This window comes from Carnobacterium sp. 1290_CSPC (genome assembly GCF_001053265.1).
GTDB classification, from domain to species: Bacteria; Bacillota; Bacilli; order Lactobacillales; family Aerococcaceae; genus Aerococcus; species Aerococcus urinaeequi.
Genome location: NZ_JVVG01000024.1, coordinates 153,225 through 169,206 on the forward strand (window position 1 = coordinate 153,225; position 15,982 = coordinate 169,206).

At 39.2% G+C, this 15,982-nt stretch carries 18 protein-coding genes; 2 read left to right on the forward strand and 16 right to left on the reverse strand.

Features of this window, described 5'->3' with window-relative positions; all coding sequences use genetic code 11:
- Nucleotides 1-123: 123 nt before the first annotated feature.
- The 11 genes from AC973_RS02205 to AC973_RS02255 form a co-directional block, all read right to left on the reverse strand.
- A complete protein-coding gene (locus tag AC973_RS02205; protein WP_048726694.1) occupies nucleotides 124-1,146 on the reverse strand; it encodes a lipoate--protein ligase in 1,023 nt (340 codons plus the stop codon).
- Between the two features lie 58 nt (nucleotides 1,147-1,204).
- Complete coding sequence (locus AC973_RS02210; RefSeq protein ID WP_048726700.1) at nucleotides 1,205-1,744, reverse strand: GNAT family N-acetyltransferase; 540 nt, start codon at nucleotides 1,742-1,744, stop codon at nucleotides 1,205-1,207.
- A gap of 326 nt (nucleotides 1,745-2,070) precedes the next feature.
- The gene (locus AC973_RS02215; protein WP_048726703.1) at nucleotides 2,071-2,985 is read right to left on the reverse strand and encodes a MetQ/NlpA family ABC transporter substrate-binding protein; all 915 of its coding nucleotides are present in this window, start codon (nucleotides 2,983-2,985) and stop codon (nucleotides 2,071-2,073) included.
- A gap of 33 nt (nucleotides 2,986-3,018) precedes the next feature.
- On the reverse strand, nucleotides 3,019-3,936 hold the full coding sequence (locus AC973_RS02220; protein WP_225968912.1) for a MetQ/NlpA family ABC transporter substrate-binding protein: 918 nt from the start codon (nucleotides 3,934-3,936) through the stop codon (nucleotides 3,019-3,021).
- 35 nt (nucleotides 3,937-3,971) lie between these two features.
- Complete coding sequence (locus AC973_RS02225; RefSeq protein ID WP_414629572.1) at nucleotides 3,972-4,652, reverse strand: methionine ABC transporter permease; 681 nt, start codon at nucleotides 4,650-4,652, stop codon at nucleotides 3,972-3,974.
- Nucleotides 4,649-5,722, reverse strand: a complete 1,074-nt coding sequence (locus tag AC973_RS02230; RefSeq protein ID WP_082148216.1) for a methionine ABC transporter ATP-binding protein — start codon at nucleotides 5,720-5,722, stop codon at nucleotides 4,649-4,651. The genes AC973_RS02225 and AC973_RS02230 overlap by 4 nt, the downstream gene beginning before the upstream one ends.
- Before the next feature lie 332 nt (nucleotides 5,723-6,054).
- Nucleotides 6,055-6,414, reverse strand: a complete 360-nt coding sequence (gene rplT, locus AC973_RS02235) for a 50S ribosomal protein L20 (RefSeq protein WP_048726710.1) — start codon at nucleotides 6,412-6,414, stop codon at nucleotides 6,055-6,057.
- A 53-nt stretch (nucleotides 6,415-6,467) separates the two neighbouring features.
- On the reverse strand, nucleotides 6,468-6,668 hold the full coding sequence (gene rpmI, locus AC973_RS02240; RefSeq protein ID WP_003142016.1) for a 50S ribosomal protein L35: 201 nt from the start codon (nucleotides 6,666-6,668) through the stop codon (nucleotides 6,468-6,470).
- 26 nt (nucleotides 6,669-6,694) lie between these two features.
- Nucleotides 6,695-7,216 carry a translation initiation factor IF-3 gene (gene infC / locus AC973_RS02245; protein ID WP_081453827.1) on the reverse strand — a complete coding sequence of 174 codons (522 nt, stop codon included), beginning with the start codon at nucleotides 7,214-7,216 and terminating at the stop codon, nucleotides 6,695-6,697.
- Nucleotides 7,217-7,485: 269 nt separating this feature from the next.
- Entirely contained in the window at nucleotides 7,486-7,926 is a 441-nt protein-coding gene (locus AC973_RS02250; RefSeq protein WP_048726718.1) for a hypothetical protein, read from the reverse strand.
- Between the two features lie 97 nt (nucleotides 7,927-8,023).
- On the reverse strand, nucleotides 8,024-8,839 hold the full coding sequence (locus tag AC973_RS02255; RefSeq protein ID WP_048726721.1) for a MetQ/NlpA family ABC transporter substrate-binding protein: 816 nt from the start codon (nucleotides 8,837-8,839) through the stop codon (nucleotides 8,024-8,026).
- Nucleotides 8,840-9,036: 197 nt separating this feature from the next.
- On the opposite strand from AC973_RS02255, the gene AC973_RS02260 reads away from it, so the two are divergent.
- A complete protein-coding gene (locus tag AC973_RS02260; RefSeq protein WP_048726724.1) occupies nucleotides 9,037-9,570 on the forward strand; it encodes a DNA-3-methyladenine glycosylase I in 534 nt (177 codons plus the stop codon).
- 116 nt (nucleotides 9,571-9,686) lie between these two features.
- Entirely contained in the window at nucleotides 9,687-10,877 is a 1,191-nt protein-coding gene (locus AC973_RS02265) for a haloacid dehalogenase-like hydrolase (protein ID WP_048726727.1), read from the forward strand.
- Nucleotides 10,878-11,198: 321 nt separating this feature from the next.
- Here the strand turns inward: AC973_RS02265 and thrS are convergent, their stop codons facing one another.
- The 5 genes from thrS to dnaI form a co-directional block, all read right to left on the reverse strand.
- Nucleotides 11,199-13,127, reverse strand: coding sequence for a threonine--tRNA ligase (gene thrS, locus AC973_RS02270; protein WP_048726731.1), 1,929 nt, complete (start codon nucleotides 13,125-13,127; stop codon nucleotides 11,199-11,201).
- A 427-nt stretch (nucleotides 13,128-13,554) separates the two neighbouring features.
- Nucleotides 13,555-14,007 carry an Asp23/Gls24 family envelope stress response protein gene (locus tag AC973_RS02275; protein WP_048726734.1) on the reverse strand — a complete coding sequence of 151 codons (453 nt, stop codon included), beginning with the start codon at nucleotides 14,005-14,007 and terminating at the stop codon, nucleotides 13,555-13,557.
- Nucleotides 14,008-14,101: 94 nt separating this feature from the next.
- A complete protein-coding gene (locus AC973_RS02280; RefSeq protein WP_059349071.1) occupies nucleotides 14,102-14,308 on the reverse strand; it encodes a DUF2273 domain-containing protein in 207 nt (68 codons plus the stop codon).
- 44 nt (nucleotides 14,309-14,352) lie between these two features.
- Complete coding sequence (gene amaP / locus AC973_RS02285; protein WP_048726738.1) at nucleotides 14,353-14,925, reverse strand: alkaline shock response membrane anchor protein AmaP; 573 nt, start codon at nucleotides 14,923-14,925, stop codon at nucleotides 14,353-14,355.
- 112 nt (nucleotides 14,926-15,037) lie between these two features.
- Nucleotides 15,038-15,982, reverse strand: a complete 945-nt coding sequence (gene dnaI / locus AC973_RS02290; protein ID WP_003142001.1) for a primosomal protein DnaI — start codon at nucleotides 15,980-15,982, stop codon at nucleotides 15,038-15,040.

The window sequence follows — 15,982 nt, forward strand, 5'->3', positions numbered from 1 at the left end:
GAATTCATAAACCAGTTACCCAAATCGGTTGGCTGGTTTTTTTGTGGCAAAATTTGCCTTCAATCAAAAAGACAAGGATCCATTTGAATCCTCGCCCCTTCTTACTTATGTTATTTTCTATTTTTATAATGAAGCTAAGTCAGCTAATTCTTCAGCTGTGACGTTACCAAAGTAGTTTTTAATGTTAATGCTGTTAAAAATATCGATTAAATTTTCACGGCTATATTCTTGCCCAATCAAGGCATTTTCAACGTCAGTAATTTCCCCTAAACCAAAGAAGTCACCGTAGATTTTACATGCTATAATTTTACCTTTTGAAATGTTAAATTGGAATTCGATTTGGCCAGCAGGCGTTCTTTCATCTCTGATGATTTCAAAGTCCGGGTTTTCTCCGTAGTTCCAGTCATCATTATTGGTATATTGTTGACGAAAGTCTTCAATCCATGCCCAGTCATCATCAGTTAAGACATATTCCTGGATGTCTTCAAGATTTTCAACATCGAATATATTACGTAATAAAGCTGTTCTAAAGTCGAATAGAGTCATATTTTGAGCGTTAGCATCCATATGGGGTTTGATATTGGTTACACGAGAACGGATTGATTTAACCCCTTTCGCCTTTAATTTAGCGGCTTTAGGTTTCAATACTTTCGTTGTTTCATCAATATTGACATCAAACATCAAAGTGCCATGTGCTGTCATTCGATTATTTTTAGAATACATGGCATTACCAGAGAATTTTTGGTCACCGATTACAAGGTCATTACGCCCTCTAAGTTCAGCGCCTTCAACACCCATTTTGCCAAGAGATTCAATGATAGGCTCGGTGAATTTCTTAAAGTCTCTAAATGAGTTGCCGTCATCATTAGTGATGAAACAGAAGCAAATGTTGCCTAAATCGTGGTATACTGCCCCTCCACCTGAAAAACGGCGGACAACGTGGATATTGTGTTCTTTCACATAAGGTTCATTAATCTCAGCATGGGTATTTTGATTCTTACCAATAATAATCGAAGGTTCATTGATATAGAAAAGCAAGATGGGTTCATCTAACTTCTTCTCGTTCAATAGAAAATATTCAATCGCCAAGTTAATAGTGGGGTCAAAAATTTCTTCCCCGTTACGTTCATTTTTTACATAATACATAACTTACTACCTCTCAATCCTAGACTATATTTTGAAATGTTATATCTACTATTTTAGTCTAAATTTGGGATAAATCAAATTCGTAAGCGTAGCGCGGACTACCTGATGGCATATAAAGTAAGCCTGTTCTAACAAAACCGTTACGTTTCAAGGTTTTCTGCATCATGACATTGTCTGGATGTGTATCAATTCGTAATGAGGCAATGTTATTGACTACCCCCATTTTTTTGATATCTAAAAACATTTGTCTAGTGACTTTACGACCACGTAAATGTTGGGAAACCATGACACGGTGAATCGCCAGATAAGGGCCCTCTATAGTCCATTCGCCTTTAGCAAGGTTTTCTTCGTATAGTTCATCGTAAGTATCCAAAACACAGAAGCCTGCAATCCCTGTGGTATCGCGTTGCTCCCAGACAAAGCCTTGGTCATGCCTTATCGCATCTAATAGAATTTCGCTGGATATTGATCCCTTTTGCCATTGATCTATGTTATTCATTGCAAGTAAAGCAATCGCATCTTCAAGCATCCCAGTTAATTGCGCCATATCGCCCTCAACTGATCCGCGAAGAGCTAGTCCCATATTAATATGACTCATTCATGTCTTCTCCTAAGTTAATTTTTTACTTTGAATAAATTCAACTTATTTTATCAGAATGAATCTTTAAATCATAGATAGAATATCACTAAAAACCTATAATGAAATAAATTTAATTTTCCAATAATTGCTATATAAAAAGCACAGGTTCCGCTAACAATTGGGTTCTTCCTGTGCTTACTTTGTCGCTATAAAACTGTATTTGCAAATTATTCAGCTAGTTGGCTTTGAAAGACCACTTAATATAAAAACGTGGAAAACAGGTGGTTAACCCATTTTCCACGTTTCATTATTTCTAAAGAAGTGCTTATCACCGAATAAATTTTCTAATTGGTTTGTTCTAACACGTTAGCAAATTCACCTGCAACATCATCACTATCTGACCACGCCGGTTTGTCAGCACCTAATGTTACTTCATCCATTACGGCAGCCGTTTCTTCAGATTGGTAAGCTTCCACGATTTTTTGGAAGTCTTCATTATCTGCATCTTCAGCTCTGATGACAATCGCATTTTTGTATTGTGCGCCAACATTATCTAAGTTGTCGGTATCAACAAAAATGGCATCGTCAGAAGGATTCAATCCAGCATCCACTGCATAGTTTGTATTTGAAACCACTAAGTCAGCATCCGCAAGAGATCGCGGAACCTGTGCTGCATCCACTTCAGTAATGTTTAAGTTTTTATCGTTGGCAGTAATATCACTCACTGTAGGTGAAATTCCTGCAGCTTCATCTAATTCAATCAGACCAGCTAAGGCCAACAATTGTAAGGCACGACCACCATTTGTCACATCATTTGGAATGACAACTGAAGCACCGCCTGCTAAATCATCAATATTTTCAACCACAGCTGAGTAGGCACCCATTGGTGAAATGAAAGTATAACCAATCGGTTGTAAGTCAGCATCATTTGCATTCACATAGTCAGCTAAGAAAGCTAAATGCTGGAAGGCATTTAAATCTAGTGACCCATCTGCAAGTGCATTATTGGGGGTTGTATATTCAGAAAATTCTTCAATATTCAGTTGAATACCTTCACCTTCTAAACGACTTGCTACGTCATCCCAAACATCGTGGGCTGCAGAACCCACAACACCAATCGTATATTCAGAAGTTTCTTCTGTGTTGGCTGCTTCACTTGAGGCTGATGAATCTGATTCAGTAGACCCACCATTACCACACGCGGCTAAAGCGAACACTGACGCCAATAAAGTAGCTGAAAATTTCACTTTCTTATTCATCCAATTTCCTCCTCCCAATACAAATCGAATTGGTTATTCAGCTGGTTCGCTTTGGTTTACAACATCTTCAAAGTCAGCTGCGATGTCATCGTTGTCTGTCCAAGCTGGTTGGTCAGCGCCTGATGTTACTTCGTCAATTTTAGCTGCAGTTTCGTCAGATTGGTAAGCTTCCACAATTGTTTGGATATCTTCATTTTCCGCATCTTCAGATCTTACAACAACAGCATTTTTGTATTGTGCACCTAAAGAACCTAAGTCATCAGTATCTAAGAAAATTGAATCTTCCTCAGGTACTAAACCGGCATCTACTGCGTAGTTAGTGTTGGCAACTACTAAGTCAGCATCAGCAAGTGAACGAGGTACTTGAGCTGCGTCAACTTCAGTAATTTCAATGTTTTTAGGGTTAGCAGTGATGTCTTCAACACTTGGTGTAATACCAGCAGCATCATCCACTTCAAGTACGCCTGCTAATTCTAATAATAATAAGGCACGACCAGCGTTAGTCACGTCGTTAGGGATAACAACTGTACCACCATCAGCTAAATCATCGATGCTTTCTAATGATTCTGAGTAAGCACCCATTGGAGAGATATATGTATAACCAACTGGTTGTAAGTCAGCATTGTTTGATGCCACAAATTCAGCTAAGTAAGCTAAATGTTGGAAGGCATTTAAATCTAATGAACCATCTACTAAAGCAGTGTTTGGTGTTACGTAGTCAGTAAAGGTTTCAACATTTAAGGTGATGCCTTCATCTGCTACACGTTCAGCAACGTCTTCCCATACTAAACGTTCAGTATCACCAACGACACCAACAGTGTATTCTGCTTGTTCTTCAGTTGCAGAATTTGATGCAGCTGAATCACTTCCGTTACCGGTTGTACCACAAGCAGCTAAAGCAATGATTGAAGCAAAGATTGTTGCAGATAATTTAAATTTGTTATTCATCATAATTCTCCTCCAAAATTTGATTAGTGACAGATTTTTTAGTGCTCTACTTTTTTCACCAAGCGATCAGCGATAGCTTGAGAGATAAAGACAATAATTAGGATAATGATTGTAGAAATAATCGTTACATCTGTTTGGAATCGGTTATATCCGCGTGTGATAGCCAAGTTACCAAGACCACCACCACCGATAGTTCCGGCCATAGCTGTTAATCCAATCACATTGATAATTGACAATGCAGATACACGGATAATACCTGGTAAGGCTTCTTTTAAGTAAACTCTGAAGACAATATCTCCAGTAGACAAGCCCATCGCTTGTGCCGCTTCGATCACGCCTGGGTTAACTTCTACCAAGGCATTTTGAATCTGACGAGCATAGAATGGCACAGTAGCTACGACTAATGGCACGACTGCTGCAGTTGTACCAATTGAAGTACCCGCAATTAATCTTGTGATATTAACTAGTAAGGCAATCATAATAACGAATGGAATAGACCGGAAAATATTCACAAACTTGTCTAAGACACCGTAAACGGCAGCGTTGGCTTTTAATCCTTTAGGTTGGGTTAAGACTAACCAAACACCTAATCCAAGACCAAGAACAAATCCAAGTCCTGCAGTCCAAAGTGTCATATAAAGTGTTTCAATTGTTGCTTCTAGAAATTCATCAGGAATGCTTGCTGCATTTGGTAAGATACTTTCGATAAAATTCATTATGCCTCAACCTCCTCTTGAATATAGTGGTCGCCTTCGACTTTGTATTCTTCTAAAGTGATACCTTCGTAAGTAATAAAATCAATGGCTTCTTGTACGTTTGCATCTTCACCACTTAGGCTTAGTAATAAGGTACCCACTGGAATATCTTGTAAGATTTCAATATTACCGAATAAGATATTCGCTTTCACTTGGAATTGCTCTGTTAATTTTGAAATTAACGGATCACCAGTTGAAGCACCTGAGAAGGTCACGCGGATTACGCGGTCAGCTGGGTGAATATTCAATAATTCTGGTTTGCTTAAAACTTCTTGAATGCCCTTTTCAATTGGTGACGCAGACTCGATAAAGTCTTTGGTCAATTTTTGTTGTGGATTTCTGAAGATATTGAAAATCGTATCTTGTTCAACAACCACACCATGCTCCATTACCGCCACACGGTTACAAATTTCTTTGATAACGTGCATTTCGTGGGTAATGATGACAATTGTTAGGTTTAAGCGTTCATTCAATTCTTTCAATAATTCAAGGATTGATGAAGTCGTTTTGGGGTCTAAGGCAGAAGTCGCCTCGTCACATAATAAGACATCTGGATCGTTAGCCAAGGCTCTCGCAATCGCTACACGTTGTTTCTGTCCGCCAGACAGTTGGCTTGGGTAAGCATCTTTACGGTCAGCTAATCCAACTAATTCCAACAACTCATGTACTTTCTGTTTCTTCTCTTCCTTAGATAATTTAGAATCCTTCAATGGGAAAAGGACATTGCCCTCAACCGTTCTCGCATTCATTAAATTAAAGTGTTGGAAGATCATCCCAATTTTCTTACGAGAAGCACGTAATTCTGCTTCTGATAAGGCATTGATTTCTTTATCATTTACAATTACTTGCCCAGAAGTTACTGGTTGCAAGCGGTTTATGGTACGAACCAGTGTGGATTTACCAGCACCAGAGTAACCAATCACGCCAAATATTTCGCCCTCAGCGATTGAAATATTGACATCTTTTACTGCATCAACGGTACCATTTGGTGTATCAAATTTTACCGCGACGTCTTTTAAGTCGATAATTGACATCTGCTTCACCTCTACATTAACTTATAAATTTTTCCTTTTTACGCTATCGCTTCATTCTATCATAAGATGACTTACTTTAGTTTAATCTTGATTGAAACCGCCACTAGGCAATAGCATTTTCTATCATCCTCTAATATTCATGATTCATTTTTTGAAAAATGGACCACGGCTCTTTCTAACATATATTTTACCAAGTGTTAGGTGTTTTGGATAATACGAATATTTCATAACCCTTGATAGTATAAATAGAACACCAAAATATTTTGAGCTCATAAACAAAAAAGTCCAGTAGACACTCGCTAAAAGCTAGTGCTACGTGGACTTTGATTGATTTATTTGTTTAAAGCTGTTTTCGCTTGTTCGCAGATAGCTGCAAATGCATCAGCATCGTTAACTGCTAATTCAGCTAACATTTTACGGTTCATGTCGATGTTAGCAACTTTTAAGCCGTTGATTAATGTGCTGTAGCTCATTCCGTTCATACGAGCAGCTGCATTAATACGTGTAATCCATAAACGACGGAAGTCACGTTTCTTTTGACGACGGTCACGGTATGCGTAAGTATGAGATTTCATTACAGCTTGTTTAGCTGTTTTGTATAATTTAGACTTCGCACCGAAGTAACCTTTTGCTAACTTAAGATATTTTTTACGACGACGACGTGTTACTGTTCCACCTTTAACTCGAGCCATTTAATTTCCTCCTTTTGGTACTGTCCAGTCCGTGACTGAACGCTTAGATAATCTTATTTGTAAGTGTCCATCATTTGTGAGATACGTTTAATATCTGTTGAATGAACTGTAGTCGCTTGTTTATGTTGACGACGTTGTTTTTTAGTTTTACCGTGGAAACGGTGAGAACGCTCTGAATGACTACGTTTTAGTTTACCTGAAGCAGTCTTTTTGAAACGTTTAACTGAAGCGCGGTGAGTTTTTTGTTTTGGCATGTTTTTTCCTCCTAAAAAGTGTTCAATTATTTGTCAGCAGTTGGTGCCATTTGAAGGAACATTGAACGTCCTTCCATTTTTGGTCTTTGTTCAACTTCTGCAACATCTTTAAGCTCTTCTGCAAAGCGTTCTAGCACTTCGCGACCGATTTCTTTGTGCGTAATAGCACGTCCACGGAAACGAATTGAAGCTTTCACTTTGTCACCTTTTTCAAGGAACTTGCGAGCTTGACGCAATTTTGTATCGAAATCATTTTGTTCAATCGTAGGAGATAAACGTACTTCCTTCAGACTGACTTGTTTTTGATTTTGACGTTGTTCACGCTCTTTCCGTTGTTGCTCATAACGGTATTTACCGTAATCCATGATGCGGGCAACTGGTGGTTTTGCGTTTGGTGATACTAGTACTAAGTCAAGTTCAACTTGTTCAGCTTTATCTAAAGCCTCGTCTTTACTTAACACACCTAATTGTTCACCTTCAGAATCAATTACACGAAGTTCACGTGCACGGATATTTTCATTTACGAACATATCTTTTGCGATAGTAATACACCTCCATTGATGCTGTATAAAAAGAAATTTTTCTGCAAGATTGCATAAATCTGTATGAAAGAGAAATTTCACATAGAAAAAACGACGGATAGCACAATCACTACCCGTCGTATTAAGCACACAGATCGAGTCTGTGTGAACTGAATATCTATCAACCCGAGGACGTAACTTGTCAACTCAGGTGAGAAACGGGTGTTTCTGCTTCTTTTCTCAACTCCAATAGCATAACACCCTGCAATCTCTTTGTCAATCATTTCTCTCAAATTTTATACTTTAGTCAGCTCGCGGATTGGTCGCCCTTTTTCATCGTAGATAAAGTCCTTGACCCGCTGGCCATTCCCCATTGCAACAAGTAGCAGGTCACGATAAGGTTCTGCTAATTCTTCAAATAGGAAGGTTTCCTCATCTAATTGCGCCAGTTTCCGTTTACTGTCAATCTCACCAGGACTTCTCCACTTACATTTAATCGATGGTAACTTGTCCAAATGCCGTTTCTCAATACGATAGTAGTAATTGTCATCACCATATGTAATTTCTAGGGCACCTGAATTGGTCCGTCGTTTATTCACATCGGTATACTTTTCTTGATGAAGTGTCCACCAGCTTTGAATCCCCTCAAAGGCCGCTTCTTCGCTAGCATATGATCCATGTTCCTTTCGAACACCATCGCGTCGATTTTCCCAGTAGTTTGTGTAAACTTCCACCATGTACATCACTCCTATTCTCTTGATACCCCTATCATATAGGAAACGGTCTAGCTATGTAAACGCTTTCTATAAATATTCACACTTTCTTTCGGATTTCTTAATCTGGAATGATCCAATAAGTTTCATCTGAATTATTATTGATTTCTTCTATTTGCGATTGAAAATCGTCCGAATTATAGATATCCACGACTGCTTGCACCCAATCTTCTTCCGCTGTTTCAGGAGTGGAAACTACAGCTTGCAGTAACAAGTCTTCCCGCACATCCTCCGCTAATAACATAGTTGAGAAGTCAACGCCCGCGTCATACGCGATTGAGCCTGGAATAATGGCGTAAGCTAAATCTTCCAAGGTTCTTGGGATTGACGCTGATTGCATTGGTACAATTTCAATGCCCGCCGTATTTTCTGAGATGTCATCAACCGTTAAATTCTCGAGGTTGGCATCCTCACTGAATTTTATCCAGCCCGCTTTCCGCAAAACGAGTAAAGCTCTCGTATAATTTGATGGGTCATCCGGGATACCCACACGGTCCCCGCTTGAGACAGCAGCCAAATCATCCTTTGTACCTGGGAACAAACCTGTTGGCACAGTCGGTACCGGTGTCACAGCTGTTAGTTCTGCACCCGCTTCTTCATTAAAGTTAGCTAAATATAAGGAATGTTGGTCAACATTTAAGTCTGCTGACCCTTCTTGTAAGGCAACATCCGCTGACCGCAAATCCGTAAACTCAATTTCTTCAACTGTATAGCCTTCTTCTTCTAACTTAGGGGCCACTTGGTCTAGAAATAACTCACTATAAGGACCAGGTGACGTCGCGACTCGAATAGTAGTGTCCTCACTACTATCACTAGAACACGCTGCAAGCACCATAGCCGATAAACCCAACAACCCCAACTTCACAAAATGCTTCATAATACTCTTCCCCCATATCAAATTATTTTCTTTTCACAACTTCATTATATTAAAGGATTCAAGATATTGATAATACCTTACTTTAATCAAGAGTAATCGTTTATAACGAACCCAACTATTATAATCGGATTAAATTTGCTATAATTTGGACACACTAAGAAATCCTAGTGAAACTTGCAAGGTGAAGGAGTTTTTTCATGGTCATACGCTGTCAATTTGCCAATACCCCAAACATGATTGCTTATCATGACGAGGAATGGGGTCAAGATAAACCCACTAGTCAGGAAGTCTTTGAGGCCCTGTGCTTAGAATCCATGCAAGCTGGTTTATCCTGGGCTATTATCCTGAAAAAACGGCCAGCACTAAGAGCAGCTTTTGCTGATTTTGACATGGGGGCCTTGGCCAAGTTTGATGAAGCTGATGTTGACCGGCTTATGCTTGATGAAGGGATCATTCGTCACCGCCAAAAAATCCAAGCTATGATAAATAACGCCAAGTGTGCGCTAGCAATCGAGGAGGATACTCATTTCCCAAGTTTTAGAGATTTCATCTACCAAACAGCACAACAATTGGTGGTCGAATTTAACGGAAATGAAGACGAAATCAATAAAGCGCTGATGAAATTACTGAAGAAAAGCGGGTTTAAATTTGTCGGGCCAACCACAATCGAATCATTTTTAGAGACGATTGGTGTCTATAACCACCACGACCCAGAGTGTGACTTCAGGTAAAGATTTCATTAACTTAATTATGACTTAGATTTTACATGAAATTATTACGCTTACTTTATAATGTGATGTAAGTTAGTGATAAATCAATTTATTTATAAACATGCGAGGAGATTTTTATGCCATTAAATATCAACCAACAAAAATGGGACCCCTTTGTTATCCAACGTCTGAATACAGTGATTCGTGAATCAGCTTCAGAAGCAATTGTAAGCAAGCAAGATACTGAATACGCTATATTTGATTTTGACAACACTACAATCATGCATGATATTGAAGACCATCTGATGATGTATATGATTGATCACTTGGCCTACAAGATGACACCAGATGAATTCTATGACGTCTTAACTACAGGCCCGATGAATTTCAACCAACCTATTTTCCCGAATTCAAAAAATATGGCAACTTATATTGATTTGGCGGACGACATCATCGCCCAATACCAATTCTTATATACCGACTATATCGCCCTAGACGAGAACGAACGCTTGCCACTAGAACAAGTGAAGGAATGGACCCAATTCAACGAATTTGCAGCGAAATTGCGTTTGTTCTACCAACTAGCAGGTAGTGAATTCCGAAGAACCCCAGGCGAAAACTCTCCGATTTACTGGTTTAAAGGCTATACTGTTGAAGAATTTAAAGCCCTATCTGTAGCTGTATTCCAAGATGCTTTGAATAAACCAATCGCCCTACGCCGACTATTTTCTAGCCCACATATTAAGAGCAAGGTCGGAAAAGTAGAAGCCTCTTTCGAACAAGGGATTCGAATCCCAGATGAAATCTTACATTTATGGCAAGTGCTTAAAGACAACAACATCACCATCTATGTCATTTCCGCTAGTCCAATTGACTTGGTTCGTTCAGTGGTCACTGAAGCACCTTTCAACTTAGACGCAAGCCAAGTTTTCGGCCAGTGCTACGACGTGGATGAAAATGGCATTATGGATTCACGTCTAGAAGAAGGCACCTTTATCACTAAGGGCTTGGGAAAAGTAGAAGTGATTAAAAACTTCATGGTAGCTGATCACGGCAAGCAACCAGCTATGGTATTTGGCGACTCTATGGGTGACTACCCAATGATGACACAATTACCTTTCGTGAAGTTAGCGGTATTATTCAACCGTTATTCTAGTGACCAAACCCAACAATTAATCGTTAAAGGGATCAACATTTACCGTCAAGACGACGCCAAATTGGTAATCCAAGGACGCGATGAAAACAAAGGAACCTTACGCCCAAGTATGGCAACCATTCCATTAGGTCACTTAGAGCCCGTATTACAAGCCGGGGAATTATATTTATAGAAATAGCAGTGAGATTGGGTGAAAATTCAATCTCTCTTTTTATTTGTGCATAGTAAAAAACGCCAATAACGAGTGTTATTGACATTTTTTTTACCTTTATATCAGTAGGGCGTCGACTCTCTAACCCTGTTTAGTCGGGTGCGCTCGACCATCTCAAGTCCACTTCAGAATAGTTGTTGAGCTTAGCGATCTCGCTTACACCCTTTAGTCGGGTTCGTCCCTCCAGAAAGGACTGCGTTTCAGATGAAGTTGTAGCTGACTGTGTCATCTACTGTCTTCATCTTCCAACGGTTCCTTTCTTAGCGTCGGGGCTCGCACCCTTTATTTATATTCTTTGATGTCTTGTTCTAATTGCGCTAAGAATTCATCAAACGGCATTGATAGTGTTTCTTTTGAACCATAGCGACGTACTGTTACTGTGTTTTCAGCGATTTCGTTGTCACCAAATACCAATTGGTATGGAATTTTAAGGGTTTGTGCTTCACGAATCTTGTAACCCATTTTTTCGTTACGATTATCCACTTCAACACGCATACCAGCAGCCTTCATTCGACGACGGATTTCTTCAACATGGTCACCATGTGCGTCATCGTTAACTGGGATTAATTTCGCTTGAACTGGTGCTAACCAAGTTGGGAAGGCACCTTTATATTCTTCGATTAGGTAAGCTACGAAACGTTCCATTGTTGAAACGACACCACGGTGGATAACCACTGGACGGTGCGTATCTTGACCGTCTTGACCAACGTAAGTTAGGTCAAAGCGTTCTGGTAATAAGAAGTCTAATTGAACAGTAGACATTGTTTCTTCGTTACCTAAAGCAGTTTTCATTTGAACATCTAATTTAGGACCGTAGAACGCTGCTTCACCAATGGCTTCAAAATATTCTAAACCTAAGTCATCCATTGTTTCTTTTAGCATTGCTTGTGCTTTTTCCCACATTTCATCATCATCAAAGTATTTATCCGTATTTTCTGGATCACGGTAAGATAAACGGAAGCGGTAGTCTGTAATATTAAAGTCATCATAGACTTGTTTGATTAATTGCAGTACTCGCGTAAATTCTTCTTTGATTTGGTCTGGACGTACAAAGATATGCGCATCATTTAAAGTCATTTCACGTACACGTTGTAAACCAGATAAAGCGCCTGATTTTTCATAACGGTGCATCATACCTAATTCCGCAATCCGAATTGGGAATTCACGATAAGAGTGAATATCATTTTTATAAACCATCATGTGGTGCGGGCAGTTCATTGGACGTAAAACTAATTGTTCACCGTCACCCATATCCATTGGTGGGTACATATCTTCATGGTAGTGGTCCCAGTGTCCAGAAGTTTTATAAAATTCTACATCTGCCATAATTGGTGTATACACATGCTCATAACCTAGTGATTCTTCTTTATCAACGATGTAACGTTCGATAATACGACGAACAGTTGCACCTTTCGGTAACCAGAACGGTAAACCAGAACCAACTTCAGGATTTACCATGAAGATATCTAATTCTTTACCTAATTTACGGTGGTCACGTTCTTTAGCTTCCTCACGTTGTTTGATGAATTCTTTCAAGTCACGTTTCTCGAAGAATGCTGTACCGTAAACACGTTGCATCATTTTGTTATCTGAGTTACCTCTCCAGTATGCACCGGCAACAGATAATAGTTTGAATTCTTTAATGTAACCAGTTGATGGTACATGGATTCCACGACAAAGGTCAGTGAATTCACCTTGTGAGTATACTGTTAACGTTTCATCTTCTGGTAAATCTGCGATGATTTCCAATTTATATTCATCATCCGCAAAGATTTCATTTGCTTCAACACGTGTCACTTCACGACGTTCAATTGGATAATTCTCTTTTACAATTTTAGCCATTTCAGCTTCAATTACTGGTAGATCTTCTTCAGTAATTTGTTTTTCTTGGTCCGTATCATAATAATAACCTGTTTCAATAGCTGGACCAACACCAAATTTAATGCCTGGATACAAACGTTTCATCGCTTGTGCCATTAAATGAGCAGTTGAGTGACGTAAGATACCTAAAGCATCTTCATGTTTAGGGTCAACGATTTCAATCGCGCCACCTTCATTAATTGGGGCATTTAAGTCCACCAATTCACCGTCAATTTTAGCCGCTAATGCGCGTTTTGCTAATGAGTTACTAATTGATGCAGCAACGTCACGACCAGTAACGCCTGCTTCGAATGATTTTTTAGCCCCATCTGGGAATACTAAGTCAATCATGTTTTTCCTCCTTTTTCCTTTTGAAAAATAAAAAAGCCCCATCCTAGCCTAAAAGACTAGAATGGGACGCTAATAAACAATATGCGTGGTTCCACCCAAGTTCGATAATATATGCAGAGCATATCTTATCCTCAATTGCTGATAATGGGGGCAACCCGTACACCTTATCACATGTGCATAATGCCATCTGTTTCGGTGCAATCTAAAGAGTGGTTCGCTATATGATCTTGCAAGTTTCTCACCAACCAACTTGTCCCTAATGTCCAATCCTAAAGCTTGTCTCTTATCATCGATATAGTTATCTGATTTCAAAATAAGTATAAGCATCGAGCCTATAATTGTCAAACAAAATTCATAAGAAACCGTTTCACATAGGCGATTTCAAGGAAAAAGAGACGAGTGTAAACCCGCCTCTTTCTGGTGAAAATTATTGTACGCGTGAACCATCAGTGTATTGGCCACTTTGGTTCACTTGACGACGTTGTTGTTCAGCAGCACGTTTTTGTTCGTTTTGGTCACGTTCATACTCAGCGCGTGTTAACACGTCGTTTACGTTCATGTTCACTTCAACAACTGTTAAACCAGTCATTTGTTGAACGTTTTCTTTCACTGCTTTAGTCACTTTGTCAAAAGCGGCAGGAATATCTTTGCCATATTCAGCAATCACTTCTAGGTCTAAAGCTACTTCTTTTCTACCAACTTCGGCGCTAACACCTTTAGTTTCGTCTTCACTGCTAGAAAAGAAGTTCATAATTCCTGAAGTAAAGTTACCTTTTAACTCTAGAATCCCATCAATGTTTTGAACTGTATAGAAAGCAATTTTTTCCAATACACGGTTTTCAAAAGTTAAATCATTTGTGTGTTTTACGTTTTCTGACATGTAAAATACCCCATTTCTTTTATTCTTAAATTATATAACCAATAAGTTGTCAATATCATAGCAAATCCATCTACTTAACTCAAACAATATGATGCTAAAAATTGAAAAATGAGAACCAGCTTTCTAAGTCAATTTGCCCATCAAAATATGCCCCTGCAATGTATCCAATTACTGAGAATACTAGGATGAATAAGGCAGGTCCAAAACCTAACCACATCCACAGTAAACCAAAAATGAATGCAATCAATCCGCCAATAATACGATTTCTATATGGATACCAGCTACGTGGTGGTTGTTTCATATGCTCTGTGCCTCCTATCAACATTCGGTCCTATTCGATCAAGATTATCTAACACGCGCCTGGTTTTGACCGCGCCCCTGTTGGCTTACTTGGCTCGCATCATACGGTGCGGCAGATACCTTTATATTTTGAACATTTGTCCCTAAAACGCGTTCTGCTCCAAGTTTAGCTTTTTCTGCGATGCGATCAGAAGTTGCTTGAACCGCTTGGTTTTTATCTACAGCGTAATCAACCGCTACTTTTGTGTTTTCTGGCTTACGACCAAATTTCACCGTAACATTTTTGTTAGATGCTTGTTTCACGTCTAACAACTCTTGGTGTACCGCCTGTACAACTGTATCACGGTTTACTTTCACCTCACCAAAGTCGTTAGTCACTTTTAAGGTGCGTGATTTTGCTGGTGCGACCAAGGCCCAAATTAAAGCAACTGCAAAATAAATAAATGCAAGTGCCAGTAGCACAATGACCGTATTCACTAACATTTGATTAGACACAATATGTTGGTCAGCAAAGTCACTTACGTATGGTATTGGATAAATGACTGCAGCTGTTACCACTACCGCTAATAAAACTAAGAGTGAAAATAGGATTTGAAGGAACTTTCTCAATCCACTCATTCACTCACCTCCTTCATCTGGCTTCTATATATGATATAAGTATAGCTTATCATTTTAAAGTTAAGTGTACAAATATTTTGCTGTGAAAATGACGATAAAAAAAAAGAAGGTATTAACCGTTACGACGGTCTCTACCTCCAACTGTAATTTCTTCACTTAAATACTTGATTCTTTCCATGATACGAGCTGATTTTGCCACATCTACCCCTTCTCTAGTCGTCGTTAGAAATTCTTCCAACTCAGCCATTGAGAAATTAGAGGTAAAGAAAGTCGATAACTGCTCTTGCATCCGGTATTGCAAAATAACACCCAGCACATCATCGCGGACCCATTCACTATTAGATTCAGCACCAATATCATCTAACACTAGCACTTGCGCCTGCTTGATTTCATTGACTCTTTGGTCAACAGTATTGGTCCGGATACGTGATTTTAGATCTACTAACAATTCCGGGTAATGTACCAAGGTAGATTTGACCCCATGCTCAGCCAAAGTATTTACTAAAGCAGCCAGGATATGGGTTTTCCCAACCCCAAATTGCCCATGTAGGTACAAACCCTTATGATAGGCATTTGGCTTACTGGTATAGGCTGAAATAAATTGTAGACTCTTTTGAATCGCTTCAAATCGGTCTTGATAGTCATCTTTCGTCATCTTTTCAAAAGAAGCTGACCGCAGACTTTTCGGCATAGAGACCATAGTCACCCGCTTGTTCAATTCTTCGGCCTCTTGTTGTTGGATAAAGGCTTCAGTTGGATGATAATCCACATCGATAAAGTTCACGTTCATAATCAAATTTGGCGCATATTGGACGAATTTCTTTTGGCCCAAAGCATCGTTACCGTTCTCGCGCGCAAACTCATATAATTTTGAAAATGATTTCTTCACGATTTCATCTTCAAAGGTTAACTGATGTTTGGCAAGAAAAGCCTGGACATCTGGATCACTTTGAACAATGCCTTCGATTTTTGCTTGTCGCTCTTTGAACATGGGGTTGCGGTTGAACTGCTGTTTTAATGAGTCCCCCACATTTTTCATTTGGTTGTTGTCAGCCAT